15 protein-coding genes are annotated in these 17294 nt (G+C 59.3%); 5 read left to right on the plus strand and 10 right to left on the minus strand.

The features are described 5' to 3' along the window. Positions 1-350 precede the first annotated feature (350 nt). Complete coding sequence (locus GTQ41_RS19830; RefSeq protein ID WP_041067575.1) at positions 351-3245, plus strand: ribonucleoside-diphosphate reductase subunit alpha; 2895 nt, start codon at positions 351-353, stop codon at positions 3243-3245. A gap of 668 nt (positions 3246-3913) precedes the next feature. Here the strand turns inward: GTQ41_RS19830 and flgE are convergent. The 6 genes from flgE to GTQ41_RS19860 form a co-directional block, all read right to left on the minus strand. Next, on the minus strand, positions 3914-5233 hold the full coding sequence (gene flgE / locus GTQ41_RS19835) for a flagellar hook protein FlgE (protein ID WP_047295811.1): 1320 nt from the start codon (positions 5231-5233) through the stop codon (positions 3914-3916). Between the two features lie 30 nt (positions 5234-5263). After that, positions 5264-5992, minus strand: a complete 729-nt coding sequence (gene flgD, locus GTQ41_RS19840) for a flagellar hook assembly protein FlgD (protein ID WP_047295813.1) — start codon at positions 5990-5992, stop codon at positions 5264-5266. Between the two features lie 15 nt (positions 5993-6007). Beyond that, positions 6008-6451 carry a flagellar basal body rod protein FlgC gene (gene flgC / locus GTQ41_RS19845; protein WP_003227217.1) on the minus strand — a complete coding sequence of 148 codons (444 nt, stop codon included), beginning with the start codon at positions 6449-6451 and terminating at the stop codon, positions 6008-6010. Positions 6452-6454: 3 nt separating this feature from the next. Beyond that, positions 6455-6862 carry a flagellar basal body rod protein FlgB gene (flgB, locus tag GTQ41_RS19850; protein WP_025112931.1) on the minus strand — a complete coding sequence of 136 codons (408 nt, stop codon included), beginning with the start codon at positions 6860-6862 and terminating at the stop codon, positions 6455-6457. A 339-nt stretch (positions 6863-7201) separates the two neighbouring features. Beyond that, positions 7202-8029: a protein-glutamate O-methyltransferase CheR gene (gene cheR, locus GTQ41_RS19855; RefSeq protein WP_007963053.1), complete on the minus strand. Its 828-nt coding sequence runs from the start codon at positions 8027-8029 to the stop codon at positions 7202-7204. 46 nt (positions 8030-8075) lie between these two features. Further along, positions 8076-9008 (minus strand): chemotaxis protein CheV, encoded by a 933-nt coding sequence (locus GTQ41_RS19860; protein ID WP_041074300.1) that lies wholly within the window; start codon positions 9006-9008, stop codon positions 8076-8078. 82 nt (positions 9009-9090) lie between these two features. Between GTQ41_RS19860 and flgA the strand changes: the two genes are divergently transcribed. From flgA to GTQ41_RS19880, 4 genes are all read left to right on the plus strand, one after another. Then, positions 9091-9852 carry a flagellar basal body P-ring formation chaperone FlgA gene (gene flgA / locus GTQ41_RS19865; RefSeq protein ID WP_047295816.1) on the plus strand — a complete coding sequence of 254 codons (762 nt, stop codon included), beginning with the start codon at positions 9091-9093 and terminating at the stop codon, positions 9850-9852. 160 nt (positions 9853-10012) lie between these two features. Then, complete coding sequence (flgM, locus tag GTQ41_RS19870) at positions 10013-10339, plus strand: flagellar biosynthesis anti-sigma factor FlgM (RefSeq protein WP_041074296.1); 327 nt, start codon at positions 10013-10015, stop codon at positions 10337-10339. Between the two features lie 48 nt (positions 10340-10387). Continuing rightward, entirely contained in the window at positions 10388-10855 is a 468-nt protein-coding gene (locus tag GTQ41_RS19875) for a flagella synthesis protein FlgN (RefSeq protein WP_027612275.1), read from the plus strand. 92 nt (positions 10856-10947) lie between these two features. Continuing rightward, complete coding sequence (locus GTQ41_RS19880; protein WP_041074294.1) at positions 10948-11694, plus strand: flagellar brake protein; 747 nt, start codon at positions 10948-10950, stop codon at positions 11692-11694. A 255-nt stretch (positions 11695-11949) separates the two neighbouring features. On the opposite strand, the gene GTQ41_RS19885 is transcribed toward GTQ41_RS19880, so the two are convergent. The 4 genes from GTQ41_RS19885 to GTQ41_RS19900 all read right to left on the minus strand — a co-directional run bounded on the left by GTQ41_RS19885 (position 11950) and on the right by GTQ41_RS19900 (position 17226). Next, the gene (locus GTQ41_RS19885; RefSeq protein ID WP_041074292.1) at positions 11950-13320 is read right to left on the minus strand and encodes an MFS transporter; all 1371 of its coding nucleotides are present in this window, start codon (positions 13318-13320) and stop codon (positions 11950-11952) included. A gap of 69 nt (positions 13321-13389) precedes the next feature. Further along, positions 13390-14631, minus strand: a complete 1242-nt coding sequence (locus GTQ41_RS19890; protein WP_196302443.1) for a glutamine synthetase family protein — start codon at positions 14629-14631, stop codon at positions 13390-13392. A gap of 301 nt (positions 14632-14932) precedes the next feature. Continuing rightward, positions 14933-15625 (minus strand): sensor histidine kinase KdpD, encoded by a 693-nt coding sequence (locus GTQ41_RS19895; RefSeq protein ID WP_047295820.1) that lies wholly within the window; start codon positions 15623-15625, stop codon positions 14933-14935. Then, complete coding sequence (locus tag GTQ41_RS19900) at positions 15622-17226, minus strand: tetratricopeptide repeat-containing response regulator (protein WP_047295822.1); 1605 nt, start codon at positions 17224-17226, stop codon at positions 15622-15624. The genes GTQ41_RS19895 and GTQ41_RS19900 overlap by 4 nt, the downstream gene beginning before the upstream one ends. Between the last annotated feature and the right edge of the window lie 68 nt (positions 17227-17294).

Consider the following 17294-nt stretch of genomic DNA (forward strand, 5'->3'; position numbering starts at 1 on the left):
GCGACCAACCACATTTCGGGCCTGAAACTCAAGCGCTTTATTGCCAGTTTCCGGTTGAACCAAGCAAGTTTTTCAAAGCCCAAACCGCACTTGCGGATGGCGCCGTTTTTCAGGTCGGAAACGACCGGAACGGTACGGGTGTTGCAGTCATTACTGTCATCCGGGAAGGAATCCGGCTCGAGCCCTGGCTCGCAGCCAAAAACTTCGGCAAGGATGCGGCGTCATTAGCCTTTTTCCTACTGATCCGAAGTTGTTATGCCCGACGCCCGTCGGTTGTAGTGCTTCGGACCAGAACGGTGAGCACCATGATGGTGCCCAAACAAACATAGAGAATGTGGAGATCACCCCCCATGCAAACCGACACAACTCGCGAGAACCCGCAGGGCACCTTGCCGCAGGCCGCCGATTCGAATTCGGATCTGGCCGCCACCGCGCCTGGTCAACTGCGCGTGATCAAGCGTAATGGCACTGTCGTTCCTTACACCGATGACAAGATCACCGTCGCTATCACCAAAGCGTTTCTCGCAGTTGAGGGCGGCACCGCTGCCGCTTCGTCGCGAATCCACGACACCGTTGCCCGCCTGACCGAACAAGTCACCGCGACCTTCAAGCGTCGCATGCCGTCGGGCGGCACCATCCACATCGAAGAAATCCAGGACCAGGTCGAACTGGCCCTGATGCGTGCCGGCGAGCAGAAAGTCGCTCGCGACTACGTGATCTACCGTGACGCCCGTTCGAAAGAACGCGCAGCCCATACCCCGGTCGAAGCCGCCGTCGACGCGCACCCGTCGATCCGCATCACCCGCGCCGACGGCAGCCTCGCGCCGCTGGACATGGGCCGCCTGAACACCATCGTCACCGAAGCCTGCGAAGGCCTGGCTGAAGTCGATGGCGACCTGATCCAGCGCGAAACCCTGAAAAACCTGTACGACGGCGTGGCCCTGAACGACGTCAACACCGCGTTGGTGATGACCGCGCGTACCCTGGTTGAACGTGAGCCGAACTACTCGTTCGTCACCGCCCGCCTGCTGATGGACACCCTGCGTGCCGAAGGCCTGGGCTTCCTCGGCGTGGCCGAGAGCGCCACTCACCACGAAATGGCCGACCTGTACGCCAAGGCGCTGCCGGCTTACATCGCCAAAGGTATCGAGTTCGAACTGCTGAACCCTGTGCTGGCCTCCTTCGACCTGGAAAAACTGGGCAAGGCGATCAACCACGAGCGCGATCAGCAATTCACCTACCTGGGCCTGCAGACCCTGTACGACCGTTACTTCATCCACAAGGATGGCGTGCGTTTCGAACTGCCGCAGATCTTCTTCATGCGCGTGGCCATGGGCCTGGCGATCGAAGAGAAGCAGAAAGAAGACCGCGCGATCGAGTTCTACAACCTGCTGTCGTCCTTCGACTACATGGCTTCGACCCCGACTCTGTTCAACGCCGGTACCCTGCGTCCACAGCTGTCGAGCTGCTACCTGACCACCGTTCCGGACGACCTGTCGGGCATCTACCACGCGATCCACGACAACGCCATGTTGTCCAAATTCGCTGGTGGCCTGGGCAACGACTGGACGCCGGTGCGTGCACTGGGTTCGTACATCAAGGGCACCAACGGCAAGTCGCAAGGCGTGGTTCCGTTCCTCAAAGTAGTGAACGACACCGCCGTAGCCGTTAACCAGGGTGGCAAGCGCAAAGGCGCTGTGTGTGCCTACCTGGAAACCTGGCACATGGACATCGAAGAGTTCATCGAACTGCGCAAGAACACCGGTGATGATCGTCGTCGTACCCACGACATGAACACCGCCAACTGGATCCCTGACCTGTTCATGAAGCGCGTCTTCGATGACGGCAAGTGGACCCTGTTCTCGCCTTCCGAAGTACCGGATCTGCACGACCTGACCGGTAAAGCCTTCGAAGAGCGCTACGAGTACTACGAAGCCCTGACCGAGTACCCGGGCAAGGTCAAGCTGTTCAAGACCATCCAGGCCAAAGACCTGTGGCGCAAAATGCTCTCCATGCTGTTCGAAACCGGCCACCCATGGCTGACTTTCAAAGACCCGTGCAACCTGCGTAGCCCGCAGCAGCACGTCGGCGTGGTTCACAGCTCGAACCTGTGCACCGAGATCACCTTGAACACCAACAAGGACGAGATCGCCGTTTGCAACCTGGGCTCGATCAACCTGCCGAACCACATCGTCGACGGCAAGCTGGACACCGCCAAGCTGCAACGCACCGTGAACACCGCCGTGCGCATGCTCGACAACGTGATCGACATCAACTACTACTCGGTGCCGCAAGCGAAGAACTCCAACTTCCGCCACCGTCCGGTCGGTCTGGGCATCATGGGCTTCCAGGACGCGCTGTACCTGCAGCACATCCCTTACGGTTCCGACGCTGCCGTCGAGTTCGCCGACAAGTCGATGGAAGCGGTCAGCTACTACGCGATCCAGGCGTCCTGCGACCTGGCCGACGAGCGCGGCGCGTACGAGACCTTCAACGGTTCGCTGTGGTCCAAAGGCATCCTGCCGCTGGATTCGCAACAGATCCTGATCGAACAGCGCGGCCAGAAGTACATCGACGTTGACCTGAACGAAACCCTGGACTGGGCACCGGTTCGCGCCCGTGTACAGAAAGGCATTCGTAACTCCAACATCATGGCCATCGCACCGACCGCAACCATCGCCAACATCACCGGCGTCTCGCAGTCGATCGAACCGACCTACCAGAACCTGTATGTGAAATCGAACCTGTCGGGCGAATTCACCGTGATCAACCCGTACCTGGTTCGCGACCTCAAGGCTCGCGGTCTGTGGGACTCGGTCATGATCAACGACCTGAAGTACTACGACGGTTCGGTTCAGCAGATCGAGCGCATCCCGCAAGAACTCAAAGAGCTCTACGCGACCGCGTTCGAAGTGGACACCAAGTGGATCGTTGACGCCGCCAGCCGTCGTCAGAAGTGGATCGACCAGGCCCAGTCGCTGAACCTGTACATCGCCGGCGCCTCGGGCAAGAAGCTCGACGTGACCTACCGTATGGCCTGGTACCGTGGTCTGAAAACCACCTACTACCTCCGTGCCTTGGCCGCGACCAGCACCGAGAAGTCGACCATCAACACCGGCAAGCTGAATGCTGTTTCCAGCGGCGGCAACCACGGCGACGATTCGGTTCTGGCCGCTCCGGCAGGTCCGGCGCCAGTGCCAAAGGCTTGCGCGATCGACGAGCCGGATTGCGAAGCTTGCCAATAAGCTGAGCCGGGTCAGGCGTCGCGAGACGCCTGATGCTTCCAGGCAAAAGAAAACCCCCGACAGACTTCTGGTTTGTCGGGGGTTTTCTTTTGTCTGCCATTTACCTGTAGGAGCTGTCGAGTGCAACGAGGCTGCGATCTTTTGATCTTTAGTGCTCTGCCAAAGATCAAAAGATCGCAGCCTTCGGCAGCTCCTACATGAGCCTGGGTGCGTTCAGTCAGAGATTGGTCGGCTGTCAGGCCGCCATCGCCAGCAGGCTGACTCCCACAGCCAAGCGCTCGCTTTTCCGCCATCCAACACGATGAGCGTTAGCTCGAGTACCGCTTTTGATCTGAGGGCCCGTCGGCAGGCTGAGTGGAGGGATTCATCCGGGGGTGGGAGCGCAGCGACCTTTTGGCGAAGCCAAACACATCGAGAGGAGGTGCAGCGAAGCAAACCGTAGGCGATGCCCCCCGGATGAATACCGTAGCGAAGGAACCCGAGCCACGGCGAGGGCCGAACGTTGGGACCAAGCGTTTTGGTTACTTTTGGGCGTCTGCAAAAGTGACTCGCCGTAAGGGCGAAACCCTAAGTAGCCGTTACCGCAGCAACGGATAATCCCACAAAACAATAGCCCACAAAAAAGCCCCTCAAAAAGAGGGGCTCCCTTGCACAATCAGAAACCGCAATCAGGTCATCTGAATGATGGTCTGCATGATGGTGCTCTGGGTGGAGATAGTCTTGGCGTTCGCCTGATAGTTGCTCTGGCCCTTGATCAGGTCCACCAGTTCGTTGGTCAGGTTAACGTTGGACTCTTCCAGCGAGTTGGACACCACCTCACCCAAAGTACCGGTTTTCGGCGCGTCGTAACCCGGGATACCCGAGGCGAACGTCTCTTTCCAGCTGGTGCCGCCGACAGGCTGCAGGCCTTGCTCGTTGGTGAAGCTGGCCAGCGCAACCTGGCCGATGGCCTTGCTCTGGTTGTTGCTGAAGTTGGCGAACAGCGTACCGGTGCCGTCGATGGTCAGGTTGGTGATCTGGCCAGTGGCGTAACCATCCTGAGTCGGAATCGAACGAGCGGTATCTGCGTTGTACTGGGTGGTCTGCGCCATCGAAATGGTGATACCGGCCGGGTTCGCCGAAGCGCCGTTAGGCGTGAACGTCCCATTAACCACAGTACCCGGCACCCAGCCAGTGAGCTTCAGGTCACTGCTGATCACAGGACCTGGCGGAGTACTGACCTGGGTCAGCTTGCCAGCAGAGTCAAACGTCATGGTGGAAGGCACTGGCGCGGTGACCTTCGGATCGCTGCCGGTAGCGTCCGGGTTACGACCGTCTACCAGGGTGTAGACCTTCCAGGTGTTCTGGCCAGTCTTCACCACGTACTGATCCATGACGTGCGAGTTGCCCTGGGAATCATAGATCGGCGTACTGAACTGCTTGGTGTATGTCTCGAGTTTTGTCGGGTCGAAGACGACAGCGTTAGCGCCGGTATCGGTGATCACCGGTGCCGACGAGTTCAGGTTGATGGTCGAGGTCACCAGCGAGGTGGACTTCGGCGCCAGGTTGGAAGTATCGATTTTCAGGTCGGTCAGCACACCATTGATGATCTTGCCGTTGGCATCCACACCATAACCTTGCAGACGCGAGGTGTAGTCGGTGTTGGTGATGTAACCGGCGTTGTCGACTTTGAACGTACCGGCACGGGTATAGGAAATCGAGCCGTTGTTGCTCATGGTGAAGAAGCCGGAACCGTTGATGCCCATGTCCAGCACGTTACCGGTGTTGTTGATGTCACCCTGGGTGAACTGCTGGGACACGTTGGCCAAGCGCACGCCGTTGCCGATGACCTTGCTGCCGCTACCCAGGCGAGTGGCCGAGTAGACGTCTTCGAATTCTGCACGGGACGATTTGAAACCGGCAGTCGCGACGTTGGCGATGTTGTTGCCGGTCACGTCCAGTTGTTTGTTGGCTGCATAGAGACCGCTAAGGCCGATATTGAAAGACATATTCCACTCCTTTGTGCCGGTTGGTCGGCTCTATATACCAATGGTTTGTACTTTGGACAGGGCGACGGTGCCCTTGCCGGACAGGTTGAGCATCAGCTCGCCACCGGTCTGGCTGATGGTCACGCTGTTGACCGTGGCTGGCAGGTAGGTCGCCATATCGGTCGAGGTGCCATTGATCGAGGCGTTGGCCTTGACGGTGTAGGTACCGGTCTTCACCAGGTTGCCGTCCTTGTCCTTGCCGTCCCAGGTGAAGCTCGCGCTGCCTGCGGCGCGACTGCCCAGATCGAGGGTGCGAACCACCGTGCCGCTGCTGTCGGTAATGCTGACGGTGCCGCCGGCAATCGACGACGGAACGCTGACCGAACCGGTCATGCCTTTGCTTGGGTCGTCCAGTTGAACGGTGTTGGTCTGCACGATCACGTTGCGGCCCACCAGCGACGACGCCTGCAAGGCTTGCGAGGAGTTGTAGTTGCCGGCCAGCGAACTGACGGTGCTGTTGAGGGTGGTGATGCCCTCAAGGCTGCTGAACTGCGCCAGCTGCGCAACGAAGGCGCTGTTGTCCTGCGGATCAAGCGGGTTCTGGTTTTTCAGCTGGGTGACCAGCAGTTGCAGGAACGCATCCTTGCCCAGGGCCTGGCCGCCGGTGGTGCTGTTGGTGGCCGAGGCAATGCCATCGCCGGTCGTACTGCTCGTTTTCTTCGAGGAGTTCGACAGGATGTCATTCATGCTCAGGCTGCTGGTGGTATCGGAAACACTCATGGCCGTCGCCCCTTATTACTGACCGAGGGTCAGTACCTTCTGCATCATGGTTTTGGCGGTGTTCATCATTTCGGCGTTGGTCTGGAACGACCGGCTCGCGGAAATCATGTCAGCCATTTCTTCCACCACGTTGACGTTCGGGTAGTAGACGTAGCCCTTGGCGTCAGCGGCCGGATGGTTCGGCTCGTAGCGTGCTTCGAGGTTGCTCTGGTCTTCGACCACGCCGAGCACTTGCACGCCCTGCCCTGCGGCATCCTGGCTCTGGAACAGCGAGTTGCTGCCGCTGTTCTGGCCGCCCTGAAACATGGTGGCGAACACCGGGTGACGGGCGCGGTAGGTCTGGTCGATGCTCGACGAAACGGTTTCGGCGTTGGCGATGTTCGACGCCACGGTGTTCAGACGCGTGGTTTGTGCGCTCATGCCGCTGCCGGCAATGTTGAAAACGCTGGACAGGGACATGGATTACTCTCCGCGCAGGGCCGATACCAGCCCTTTGAATTTGCTGTTGAGCAGGGTGAAGCTGGCCTGGAAGCCCACGGCGTTTTCCGCGTAGTTGGACTGTTCCAGCTGAGCATCCACGGTGTTCTGGTCGATCGAAGGCTGCATCGGCGTGCGATACATCAGCGACTCGTCGCCATTGCCCAGGCCTTCAGCTTCGATGTGACGGCTGTTGGTCATGTTCAGGGCGATGGTGCCGTTGGCGTTTTTCTGGCTCTGTGCTTCGAGCACTTTGGAGAAGTCCAGATCCCGAGCCTTGTAGTTCGGGGTATCGGCGTTGGCGATGTTGTTGGCCAGCACTTCAGCGCGCTGGGCACGGAAACCCAATGCCTTTTCGTGAATGCCGAGCGCTTTATCGAAGCTGATGCTCATGTCGGGAACCTTCGGGTGAGCGGTTTTTCGTACCTGAGCTTTAGCAAGCGCCGTGCCAAACACAAAAACCCGCGTAAACCGGGGCTTTGCGGGGAATCGGCAAAGCGGCAATGCCAGAAAAGCGGCAACCGGTTTCCGCTGCCTGCCGCTTTTCTGCCGCTTCGTCCTGTTAACAACTCTCCCTGTAGGAGCTGCCGAAGGCTGCGATCTTTTGATCTTGATCCTTCAAAACAGGATCAAAAGATCGCAGCCTTCGGCAGCTCCTGCATGAAACAAAGCATCAGGCATAAAAAAGGGAGCCCTTGGGGGCTCCCGATTTTGTATGCCTGATGCTTTGTTTCACTTCGCCTGGTAAATGATCCCCGGACTGCACTGAACCATCTGGTAATGATCCGGCAAACCGTTCAGCGCTTCGGACGCGCCAAGGAACAGATAGCCGCCCGGCTTCAGCGTGCTGTGAATGCGCAACAGGATGTCTTTCTTCACCTCGGCGGAGAAGTAGATCAGCACGTTGCGGCAGAACACGATGTCGAACTTGCCCAGACTGGCGTAGCTGTCGAGCAGGTTGAACGAGCGGAATTCCACCCGGTTCTTGATCGGCGCCTTGATCACCCAGCGCCCCGGCCCTTTCGGGTCGAAGTAGCGTTGCAAGCGATCGGCGGACAAACCGCGGCCGATGGCCAGGCTGTCGTACTCGCCGGTCTTGCAGTTGGTCAGCATGCTGCCGGACAGGTCGGTGGCAACGATCTGCACGCCCATCTTCAACTGACCAAGGTTGCTGCGCTCGAACTCGTCGATCGACATCGACAGCGAATACGGTTCCTGACCCGACGAGCAGGCCGCCGACCAGATCCGCAGACGCTGGTTGGGGCTGGCCTTGATCGCCTCGGGCAGCACCTTGTTCTTCAAGACTTCAAACGGATAGGTGTCGCGAAACCACAAGGTTTCGTTGGTCGTCATGGCATCGACCACCTGCTCGCGCAAACCGCTGCGCGGCTGGGTCTGGATGCGCTGTACCAGCTCACCCAGGGACTTGATGCCTTGCTGCTCCATCAGTTTGTTGAGACGGCTCGAGACCAGGTACTGCTTGTTTTCACCGAGCAAAATGCCACAGGCTTTTTCCAGGAAGACCCGGAACTGTTCGAAATCCAAATTACCCGTAGACAATGATGCCGCCTCTTAAATCGTGTTGACCGCCAGGGGCAGAAGGCCCCTAGCTGATATCTGCTGCTTTGATCCGGTCGACTACCCGGGATGCCAGGTCATCAGGACGGAATTTGGCCAGGAAGTCATCGGCACCGACTTTCTTGACCATCGCCTGATTGAATACTCCCGACAACGAAGTATGCAGGATGATATGAAGCTTTTGCATGCGTGGATCGCTGCGGATCTCCGCCGTCAGGGTGTACCCGTCCATCTCCGGCATCTCGATGTCGGAAATCATCATCAGGAACTCTTCTTCCGGCTTCTTGCCCTCATCGACCAGCTTGCGCAGGTAGTCCAGCGCCTGCTTGCCATCGTTCAGCGCCACCACTTCGACCCCGACCGTCTGCAGGCAGCGCGTGACCTGCTTGCGCGCCACCGACGAGTCATCGACCGTCAGCACCCGCAGCGACAACGCCTTGCTCTGGGTCTCGACATCGACCACGCCGACCGAAATCGCTTCCGGCGTCGGCGCCACTTCCGCCAGCACCTTCTCGACATCGATGATTTCGACTAACTGATTGTCGACTCGAGTCACAGCGGTCAGGTAATGATCGCGCCCCGTGCCCTTGGGCGGCGGATGGATCTCTTCCCAGTTCATGTTGACGATGCGCTCCACCGAGCGAACCAGGAAACCCTGGGTCTTGGTGTTGTACTCCGTGATGATCACGAACGGACTGTTCTTGTCTTTCAACGCCCCGGAACCGGTCGCCATTGCCAGATCAAGGATCGGAATGGTCGCCCCCCGGATATTCGCCACCCCGCACACGACAGGACTGGACTTGGGCATCAACGTCAGCGACGGGCATTGCAGCACTTCCCGCACCTTGAACACGTTGATGCCGTAGAGCTGCTGACCGTCGAGACGGAACAACAACAGCTCCAGGCGATTCTGCCCTACCAGTTGCGTGCGCTGGTTCACCGAATCCATTACACCAGCCATGCCCAGACTCCTACACCAACGCCAAGTGTTGTTGCGACGCACATTCATTGCTAAACGGCACGGCGCTTGCTTTTTAACTCGTATGAACGCTCAAACGACATTTTTTCGACGCCTGACCTCCCGCACCCGCAAAGCGCTGTGCGCGACGTCTGCCGTCTGCTTGTTTTTCGCTGGCAGCCCTGCCGGTGCTGATACGGTTACCTTGCCTGACATGCTTATCGGCGTCACTCAGGGCTTTCTTGAGTTCACCGTAGAAGACTATCTGGCAACCAGTCAAACGGAAGGCCGCTACGAAATCGAGGTCAACCAGCTCGACCCGCGTATGCGCATGCCTATGTGCGACAAGGAATTGACAGCGTCGCTGGAGAGTCCTGCACGTCCGCTGGGCCGGGTTACGGTCAAGGTCCGGTGCGAAGGAAGCTCGCCGTGGACGGTGTTCGTGCCCGCTCAAGTCCGCCTGTTTCGCGAGATTGTCACCACCACCCGACCGCTCAAGCGCGCCGCGATTATCGAACCGCAAGACGTGACCTTGCGTGAACGCGACATCAGCCAAGTCAATCAGGGTTTTCTGACGTCGGTGGATGAAGCCATCGGGCAGAAATTAACCCGACCAACGGTAGCCGATCAGGTGATTACCCTGGTGCATCTGGAACAGGCGGAAGTGGTGCGCAAGGGCGATCAGGTGGTCATCATCGCCCGCAGCGGCACACTCGCCGTGCGCATGCCCGGTGAAGCCCTGGCCAATGGCGGTTTGAAAGAACAGATCCGGGTAAAAAACCTCAATTCCAACCGGGTAATCAAGGCGCAGGTCATCGCGCCGGGCCAAGTGGAAGTCGCCATGTAAAACGCTCGAGCAGAAAACTGGCGCCAGCCCCGACGCTTCCCTAAACTGTGCCGCAGCAGGACACGCTTCGGCACATGCAGCTCATTGCAAAGTGAGCCTAAAGTTTTCCAGGGAATGGCCGAGAACATGGCAAGCGTCCAAATTCCCAGAGGTTTTTAACATGGTCATCGATTTCAGCCGTTTGAACAGCTCCTCGTCACTTACGGGCAGTACGCGTACCAGCAACGCCAAGGAAACCGCCGAAACCGGCACCTCCGCGCCGCTGAATACCCAGGCCGAAACGGCCGGTACCGCAAAAAGCGGGGAATCGGTACACCTCAGCAATGAGGCTCAACAGTTGCAGAAGGTCACTGACAAGCTGCGCGATCAGCCTGCCGTCGACAAAGCCCGCGTGGCCGAGTTGAAAGCAGCGATTGCCGATGGCAGCTACAAGGTCGACAGCAACCGTGTAGCCAGCAAACTGCTCAACTTCGAAGCCCAGCGCTAGGCTTTTGCCGGCGCCAGGCTTTTGGACGCTTAGAACCCAAGGCCAGCCATGCACGACACTAATTTATTGCAACTGATCACCGACGACTTTGCTCCAGCTCAACAATTGCTGGAGTTGCTGCAAACCGAGTCCCTCGCTTTGCACGGTCGCGACATGCCTCTGCTCGAAGATATTCTGGCGCGCAAACAGGCATTGATCATTCTGCTTGAACAGCATGGCCGCAAGCGCAGCGAAATCCTTGCCAGCCTCAACCTGCCGCTCGACCGTCAGGGCCTGGAGCAACTGGCCAGCCAGTCGAGCATTGGCGACCAGTTGCTGTCCCAAAGCGATGTGCTGACCGACCTGATTGCCCAGTGCCAGGCGGCCAACGTCAAGAACGGCCAGTCGATCCAGATCCAGCAGGCCGCTACGGCCAATCAGCTGAAAATCCTCACCGGGGGCGAACCGCCAGCGCTGTATGACGCCTCGGGCACTTTCGCCAAACCCACCAAGCCGCGTACGCTCAGCCAGGCGTGAGCCATTCGATGTGCCTGCACTATCAACCCGCGAAACATGCTGGCAAAATGCTGGCTAGTCGTAGTCAAATTTTGTCTGGAGATTGAGAAAACGTGCCAAACGCCCTAAGCGCGGATGATACTCCGCAGCCACCAAAGGTGCTGACCACGCCCCTGGAAATCTCCAGCAACCTGCGCCAGCTGCAAGAAAGCCACGATCCGCTGATCATCACCTTCCATGAGCGCAGCCAGCGCTTCCAGAGCTACCTGATCAAGGTTGACCGGGAAACCGCGACGATTGCCTTGGACGAAATGATCCCGCGTGATGGCGAGCGTTTTCTGCAGGCGGGCGAACCGTTCAAGGTCGAAGGCTTCCACGAAGGTGTGCGCATCGCCTGGGAATGCACCGGCACGCTGAACATCGAAGAATCCGACGGTGACCGCTTCTATACCGGTCAACTGCCAACCGAAGTGGTCTACCACCAGCGCCGCAATGCCTTTCGTGCCGCGTTGAAGCTGACCGATCTGGTCAGCGTCGAACTTGGCGGCGAAAAACTCAAGGCGCCGATCAACGGCAAACTGCTGGATATTTCCGCCACCGGTTGCAAACTGCGCTTTGAAGGCGACATCACCGACCGCCTGCAACTGGGTCAGGTCTATGACCGCATGATCGCCACCCCACTGTTCGGCAATCAACCGATCTCGGTCGAGCTGCGCTATCTGCACTTCGAAGAAAAGCTCAACATCACCTTCGCCGGCTTGCGCTTCCACAACATCAGTGGCCAGGCGGCGCGCAACGTCGAGCGCTTCGTCTATCAGTTGCAGCGTGAAGCACGCCGGTTCGATAAAGACGATCTGTGATTCGCACAGGCAAATAGAAAGGGCAGTCCCTGGCGGGACTGCCCTTTTTTATTTCTACTGTCCCGTCCTGGACTGGAGATAACTGTGGCGAGGGGATTTATCCCCGATGGGTTGCGCAGCAGCCCCAGACCGGACGCCTCGATTCCACTGCCACTCCGCACTGAATGGCTTTAGGGCCGCTTCGCAGCCCATCGGGGATAAATCCCCTCACCACAATAAAGCGTCACTCTTTGAACATTGTTGCCATCACCCGATTCAGGGTCTGGCCCCACTGATGTCCGGTGTCGGTTTATCGCCCTCATCAGCCGGATCAGGTTCGGCCACTGCTTCAGGCTGCACTTCGGGCTCCGGCTCCGGCGTAACCGTGGTCTGCATCTGCTCCTGCACCACCTGCTCATCCACTCGCGGATCGAGCGCGGCCACCAGCGGCGAGCTGGACATGCTGTCAGGCATCGCCACGTGATGCAGCGGTGCGTCGTCGACCTGATGCAGATTGGTCACCGCTTTCGGGCGGATGCGCCACACCAGCACCAACGCAAAGAAGCTGAAAAACGCGTAAAGGCTCTGGCTGCCGAACAGCTTCATCAGCACGCCCGCCAGCAGCGGACCGATACTCGCACCGACCCCGTAGGTCACCAGCAGCATCGCCGTCAGCGACACCCGGCGATCGCCCTCGACATGGTCGTTGGAGAACGCCACCGCCAGCGGATACAGGCAGAACTGCACCAGCGAACAAAGGAAGCCGACCACGAACAGCACCTCAAGCGGCACCTGCGGCAAAATCGCCAACGGCAACGCCGCCACCGCGAGGAATCCGGCAAAACAACGAATCAGCAGCGCTCGGTCATAACGGTCGGACAACCAGCCCAACGGCCACTGCACCAGCAGTCCGGCAAAAATGCAGCTACCCATGAACAGACCGACCTGCTCGGTCGACAGCCCCTGCTGCGACGCATACAACGGCGCCAGACCGTAGAACGAGCCGATGATCAGGCCAGCGCCGAGCACCGTGCTCAACGACTGCGGCACGCGCTTGATAAAGAAGCGCGGCTCCATCGGTGCCGGATGCAGCGGCGCCGGGTGGATCCGTCGAGTCAGCGCCACCGGCACCAGACACAAGGCAAAACACAGCGCGACCAGCATCAGCAGTTCCAGGCCGAGGCCCGGGTGCATGACCAGAATCAGCTGACCCAGCACCAGTCCCAGATACGAAGCGATCATATAACCGCTGAACACCAACCCGCGCTGGTTGGCGTCGGCCTGCTCGTTAAGCCAGCTCTCGATCACCATGTATTGGCACATCATGCCCAGACCGACGATGGTCCGCAGCACCAGCCATGCCGGCAGCCAGTCGACCAGACCATGCCCGAGCACCGCCGCGCCGACGATCCCGGCACACGCCGAATAAGCCCGAATGTGTCCGACGCGGGCGATCAAGCGGTGACCGATCTTGCCGCCCAATACCAGACCAAAGTAGTTGGCTGCCATCAGCGCACCCACCCACAGTCCATCGACATGGTCAGCGGCCAGGCGCAATGCCAGGTAAGTAGAAAGAAGGCCCGAGCCGATCAACATCATCAGCGAGGCGAAGTACAGCGCTCGAAAGGATTTCCAGATTTGGCGCATCGGCGTTCCGAGCGGCTCCTTGCAGTAAGTATCGGGCTATCCAAACGATAGCCCGATGGCGACGGTTCGTCAGGCCTGGGCTGCTAGAACACGCCGTTCCCAGGGAGTGATTTCATCAAAGAAGCTGGTCAACTCCATGGTCTTCGAAGCGATGTAGCCTTCGATGAACTCCTGTCCGAACAGTTCCCTGGCCAATTGGCTACGTTTCAGACGCTCGAGCGCGGCATGCAAGGTACACGGCAGCGAAAGATTGTCCGGCACTTCGAATTCACCCTGAATCGCCGCGCTCGGCTCCAGCTCATGCTCGATCCCATGCAAGCCGGCGGCCAGACTCGCGGCAATCGCCAGATACGGGTTGGCATCGGCGCCAGGCAAACGGTTTTCCACGCGTCGAGCTACTGGCGAACTGGCCGGAATACGCAGTCCTGCCGCACGGTTATCATGGGACCAGCAGGCATTGTTCGGCGACGCATAGGGGTGGCACAGACGCTGATAGGAGTTCACGTTCGGCGCAAACAGCGCAGTGAAATCGGCCATGCCCGCCTGCTGTCCGCCGATGAAGTGGCGGAACATCGCCGTCGGCTGGCCATTCTCGTCGCTGAACACGTTGTTGCCGGTGGCGATCTCGACGACGCTCTGGTGAATGTGCATCGAACTGCCCGGTGTGTGCGCCAGCGGCTTGGCCATGCACACCACGCTCAGACCATGCTTGAGCGCGACTTCCTTGAGCAGGTGCTTGAACAGGAAGGTCTGGTCGGCCAGCAACAGCGGGTCACCGTGCAGCAGATTGATTTCGAACTGGCTGACGCCCATTTCATGCATGAAGGTATCGCGCGGCAGACCGAGAGCCGCCATGCATTTATAGACTTCGCTGAAGAAAGGCCGCAGACCGTTATTGGAACTGACGCTGAACGCCGACTGCCCATCCTCGCGGCGTCCATCAAGACCTACCGGCGGACGGAACGGCTGGGCCGGATCGGTGTTCGGCGCGAAGACAAAGAATTCCAGCTCGGTCGCCACCACCGGCGCCAAGCCATGTGCGGCGTAACGGGCGATCACTTTCTTCAGTTGGCCACGGGTCGACAGGTTGGAGCTTTCGCCGCTCAATTCGTCGGCATCGCAGATGGCCAGGGCGCGCGGTTCGTCGCTCCATGGCAGGGGATGGATCATGCTCGGCTCGGCGACCAGTGCCAGGTCACCGTCATCGCTGCCGTAAAACCGCGCCGGCGGATAACCGCCCATGATGCATTGCAGCAGCACACCCCGCGCCATCTGCAAACGCCGCCCTTCGAGGAAACCCTCGGCGGTCATCACCTTGCCGCGCGGCACGCCGTTCAAATCCGGCGTGACACATTCAATCTCATCAATGCCGGTCAGTCGCTGCGCGAGTGAACGCTGGCCATCGGTTGTCATGACGCAATCCTTGTTATTGTGCGAGCCGCGAACGGCGACCCGTACAAAATAGGCTCCGGCTGTTCGGAATATCAAGCAGCGTCAAACAAAAAAGGCCACCACTGAATTTCCGTGTAGGAGCTGCCGCAGGCTGCGATCTTTTAATCTTAAAAAAGTCAAAAGATCGCAGCCTGCGGCAGCTCCTACACGGGGCATGCCTTCAGGGCAGGTAGAGGCTGAAGACCCCGCCACCCAATGGCCCGCCATTGCGAATTTCGGTGTGCCCGACCACGCCGTTGCGCTGATGCAACGCAGCAATGCGGTTGGCGAAATACAGACCCAGACCCGTGCTGCCGCTGCCGTGATTGATGCCCTGCACGTAATCCGCCTGACGCTCGAGCATCTCGACCGGGTAACCGTCGCCGTCATCGTTGATGCTCAACACCAGTTGCCCGGCTTCGTCGCTGACGGTAATCAGCAGCGACTCGCGGGCATAACGAATGGCGTTGTTGATGCAGTTGCCCAGCACCGACGCAACCAACTCACGATCGAAGAAACCCAGCGGGCTCAGCGGATCGACTTCATAGGTAGCAATGATCCCGCGACTGGCAAACACCTCCTGGTGCGCGGCCAGTTGCGCCTCGATGAAATCATCCAGCTCGTGATACGCCGGTTGCAGCGGCAACTGGTTGACGCCGAGCTTGTACAGCCCAAGCAACTGCACCAGCATGCCGTTGAGGTGGGCAAACTCGAAGTCGATCACGCCCTGCTCCGCGCTTTGCCGCTGAGCCTCAGGTAAACGCGCCAGCCACTGGCTATGGGCCTGCGTCAGCATCGCCAGCGAGTTCTTCATGTCGTGAACGGTGGAGGCGATCACCGTGGAAAAATCCAGCGCCTGCTCGTCTTGGTTCATTCGCCAAACGCCTTGCTTTTCAGCTTCTGATAACGCGCATAGCGCGCGTCGGTGTCGGGCATCAGGCCGACCATTTTCAGGCAGGCCCGACATTCTTCCAGCTCCGCCGACGGCACACTGGTGTCGGTGCCATGCAGCAGCGACTGGGCCATGTTCAGCGCGATACTGATGTTCTTCGGTTGCATCTTCAGCGCCTTGCGGAACACCTCGCGGGCCTCCACCAGGTTGCCGGTCTTGTACACACGTACGCCCTGCCGGTTGAGGTCGGCAGCGGCGTTGCTCGAACTGAGGATGGTCGGGTCGTCGGTGAGCTTGGCGATGTCTTTCATCACCGCCGGATCATCACCGTAAATCTCCGCACAGCTCTTGAGCATCGAAGTGCCCGCCTCGGCCTGACCAAGCATCTGCAATTGCTTGGCGACCAGCAGCGCCGCTTCAGGGCTCATGAACTGCTCCATGCCGTCGAGGCGCATCAGCGCTTGTTCGGTGAGCTTGTCAGCGGTCTCGGCATCGTTGAGCAACAGACTGGTGGCCTTCATCAGCCGCGCACGAATCTGCAGGCCCGGGTCAGACGGGTTCTCTTTGGCGACCGCGCTGAGCGTGGTGTTGATCTCCAGCCGCGTGCGCGTGTCGAGGCCGCGCTCACTGCCCTTGCTGATCAACGCATGAGCCAGGCCAAGGTTGCTTTCCGGATCCTTGAACCGCGACTGCGCCCCCTGCGCCACCGCCTGCCGATAGGCCCGGGACGCGGTGTCGAAATCTTCGTTGGCCATCGCCAGCTTGCCGAGCAACGCCTGCCGACGCACCGCCAGCGGCGACAAGCGGATCGCCTCCTCCAGCACCCGCTGCGCGCCTTTGGTATCGCCCTCGGCGACCAGCACATCGGCCATGCCGTCGTACAACGCCGGCATCATCGGGAACACTTTCAGCGCCTTTTCGTAAACATCCTTGGCCTGCGCCACTTGCCCACGCTTGAACAGCAACTTGCCCAGCCCGGCAAACGCCCACGGCAAAGGCCGGTCAGCGATGATGCTGTCATAGAGGCGTTCCAGCGCTTCGTTCTGGTTCATGTCGCGCAGCGCATCGGCGCGATAACGCAGGCACAGCGGCGAATAACGGATGTCCTGCTTGCACAGCGCAATGCAGGCGTTGAGCACCTCGACCGGTTTACCGCGATCAAGGGCTTGCAGAATCGGTTTGAGCAACGTCTTGCGCTGCTCCAGACGCTCCAGGCGCTGCGCCAGGCCGGAGCGGTTGAACGGCTTGGTCAGGTACGCATCCGGCTCGTGCTCCAAGGCACTGAGCACCATTGCCTGACTGGTCTCGGCCGTGACCATGACAAACACCGCTTCATGGCTGATGAGCTTTTCCGACATCAGGTCTTCCAGCACCTGCTGACCATTCTTCTTGCCGTCACCGAGGTGGAAATCCTGCAGGATGAAATCGTAGGACTTCTGCGCACACATCTTCAGCGCCTGCTCGCCGGTATCAGCGGTGTCCACATCCTTGACCCCCAGCTCGCGCAGCATTGAGCGTACGGAACTGCGGAAATCCGAGAAATCATCGACGATCAGAAAACTCTTTTGGTGATACGACAGCATCGAGGATTTCCAGGCAATTGAAGTAGGTGAACCGGGGGCGTTTTCACAAGCGCGCAGATGATAGCTGG

The sequence above is a fragment of the Pseudomonas sp. AN-B15 genome, assembly GCF_019056475.1.
Taxonomy (GTDB): Bacteria; Pseudomonadota; Gammaproteobacteria; order Pseudomonadales; family Pseudomonadaceae; genus Aquipseudomonas; species Aquipseudomonas parakoreensis.

Excerpts from the sequence above, each read along its gene's own strand:
- flgB (WP_025112931.1), bottom strand. The coding sequence starts at position 6,862 with ATGAGCATCAGCTTCGATAAAGCGCTCGGCATTCACGAAAAGGCATTG.
- GTQ41_RS19895 (WP_047295820.1), bottom strand. The coding sequence starts at position 15,625 with ATGAACCAAGACGAGCAGGCGCTGGATTTTTCCACGGTGATCGCCTCC.
- flgE (WP_047295811.1), bottom strand. The coding sequence starts at position 5,233 with ATGTCTTTCAATATCGGCCTTAGCGGTCTCTATGCAGCCAACAAACAA.
- GTQ41_RS19900 (WP_047295822.1), bottom strand. The coding sequence starts at position 17,226 with ATGCTGTCGTATCACCAAAAGAGTTTTCTGATCGTCGATGATTTCTCG.
- GTQ41_RS19860 (WP_041074300.1), bottom strand. The coding sequence starts at position 9,008 with ATGGCTGGTGTAATGGATTCGGTGAACCAGCGCACGCAACTGGTAGGG.
- flgA (WP_047295816.1), top strand. The coding sequence starts at position 9,091 with ATGAACGCTCAAACGACATTTTTTCGACGCCTGACCTCCCGCACCCGC.
- flgM (WP_041074296.1), top strand. The coding sequence starts at position 10,013 with ATGGTCATCGATTTCAGCCGTTTGAACAGCTCCTCGTCACTTACGGGC.
- flgD (WP_047295813.1), bottom strand. The coding sequence starts at position 5,992 with ATGAGTGTTTCCGATACCACCAGCAGCCTGAGCATGAATGACATCCTG.
- GTQ41_RS19830 (WP_041067575.1), top strand. The coding sequence starts at position 351 with ATGCAAACCGACACAACTCGCGAGAACCCGCAGGGCACCTTGCCGCAG.
- GTQ41_RS19875 (WP_027612275.1), top strand. The coding sequence starts at position 10,388 with ATGCACGACACTAATTTATTGCAACTGATCACCGACGACTTTGCTCCA.
- GTQ41_RS19885 (WP_041074292.1), bottom strand. The coding sequence starts at position 13,320 with ATGCGCCAAATCTGGAAATCCTTTCGAGCGCTGTACTTCGCCTCGCTG.
- GTQ41_RS19890 (WP_196302443.1), bottom strand. The coding sequence starts at position 14,631 with ATGACCGCCGAGGGTTTCCTCGAAGGGCGGCGTTTGCAGATGGCGCGG.
- flgC (WP_003227217.1), bottom strand. The coding sequence starts at position 6,451 with ATGTCCCTGTCCAGCGTTTTCAACATTGCCGGCAGCGGCATGAGCGCA.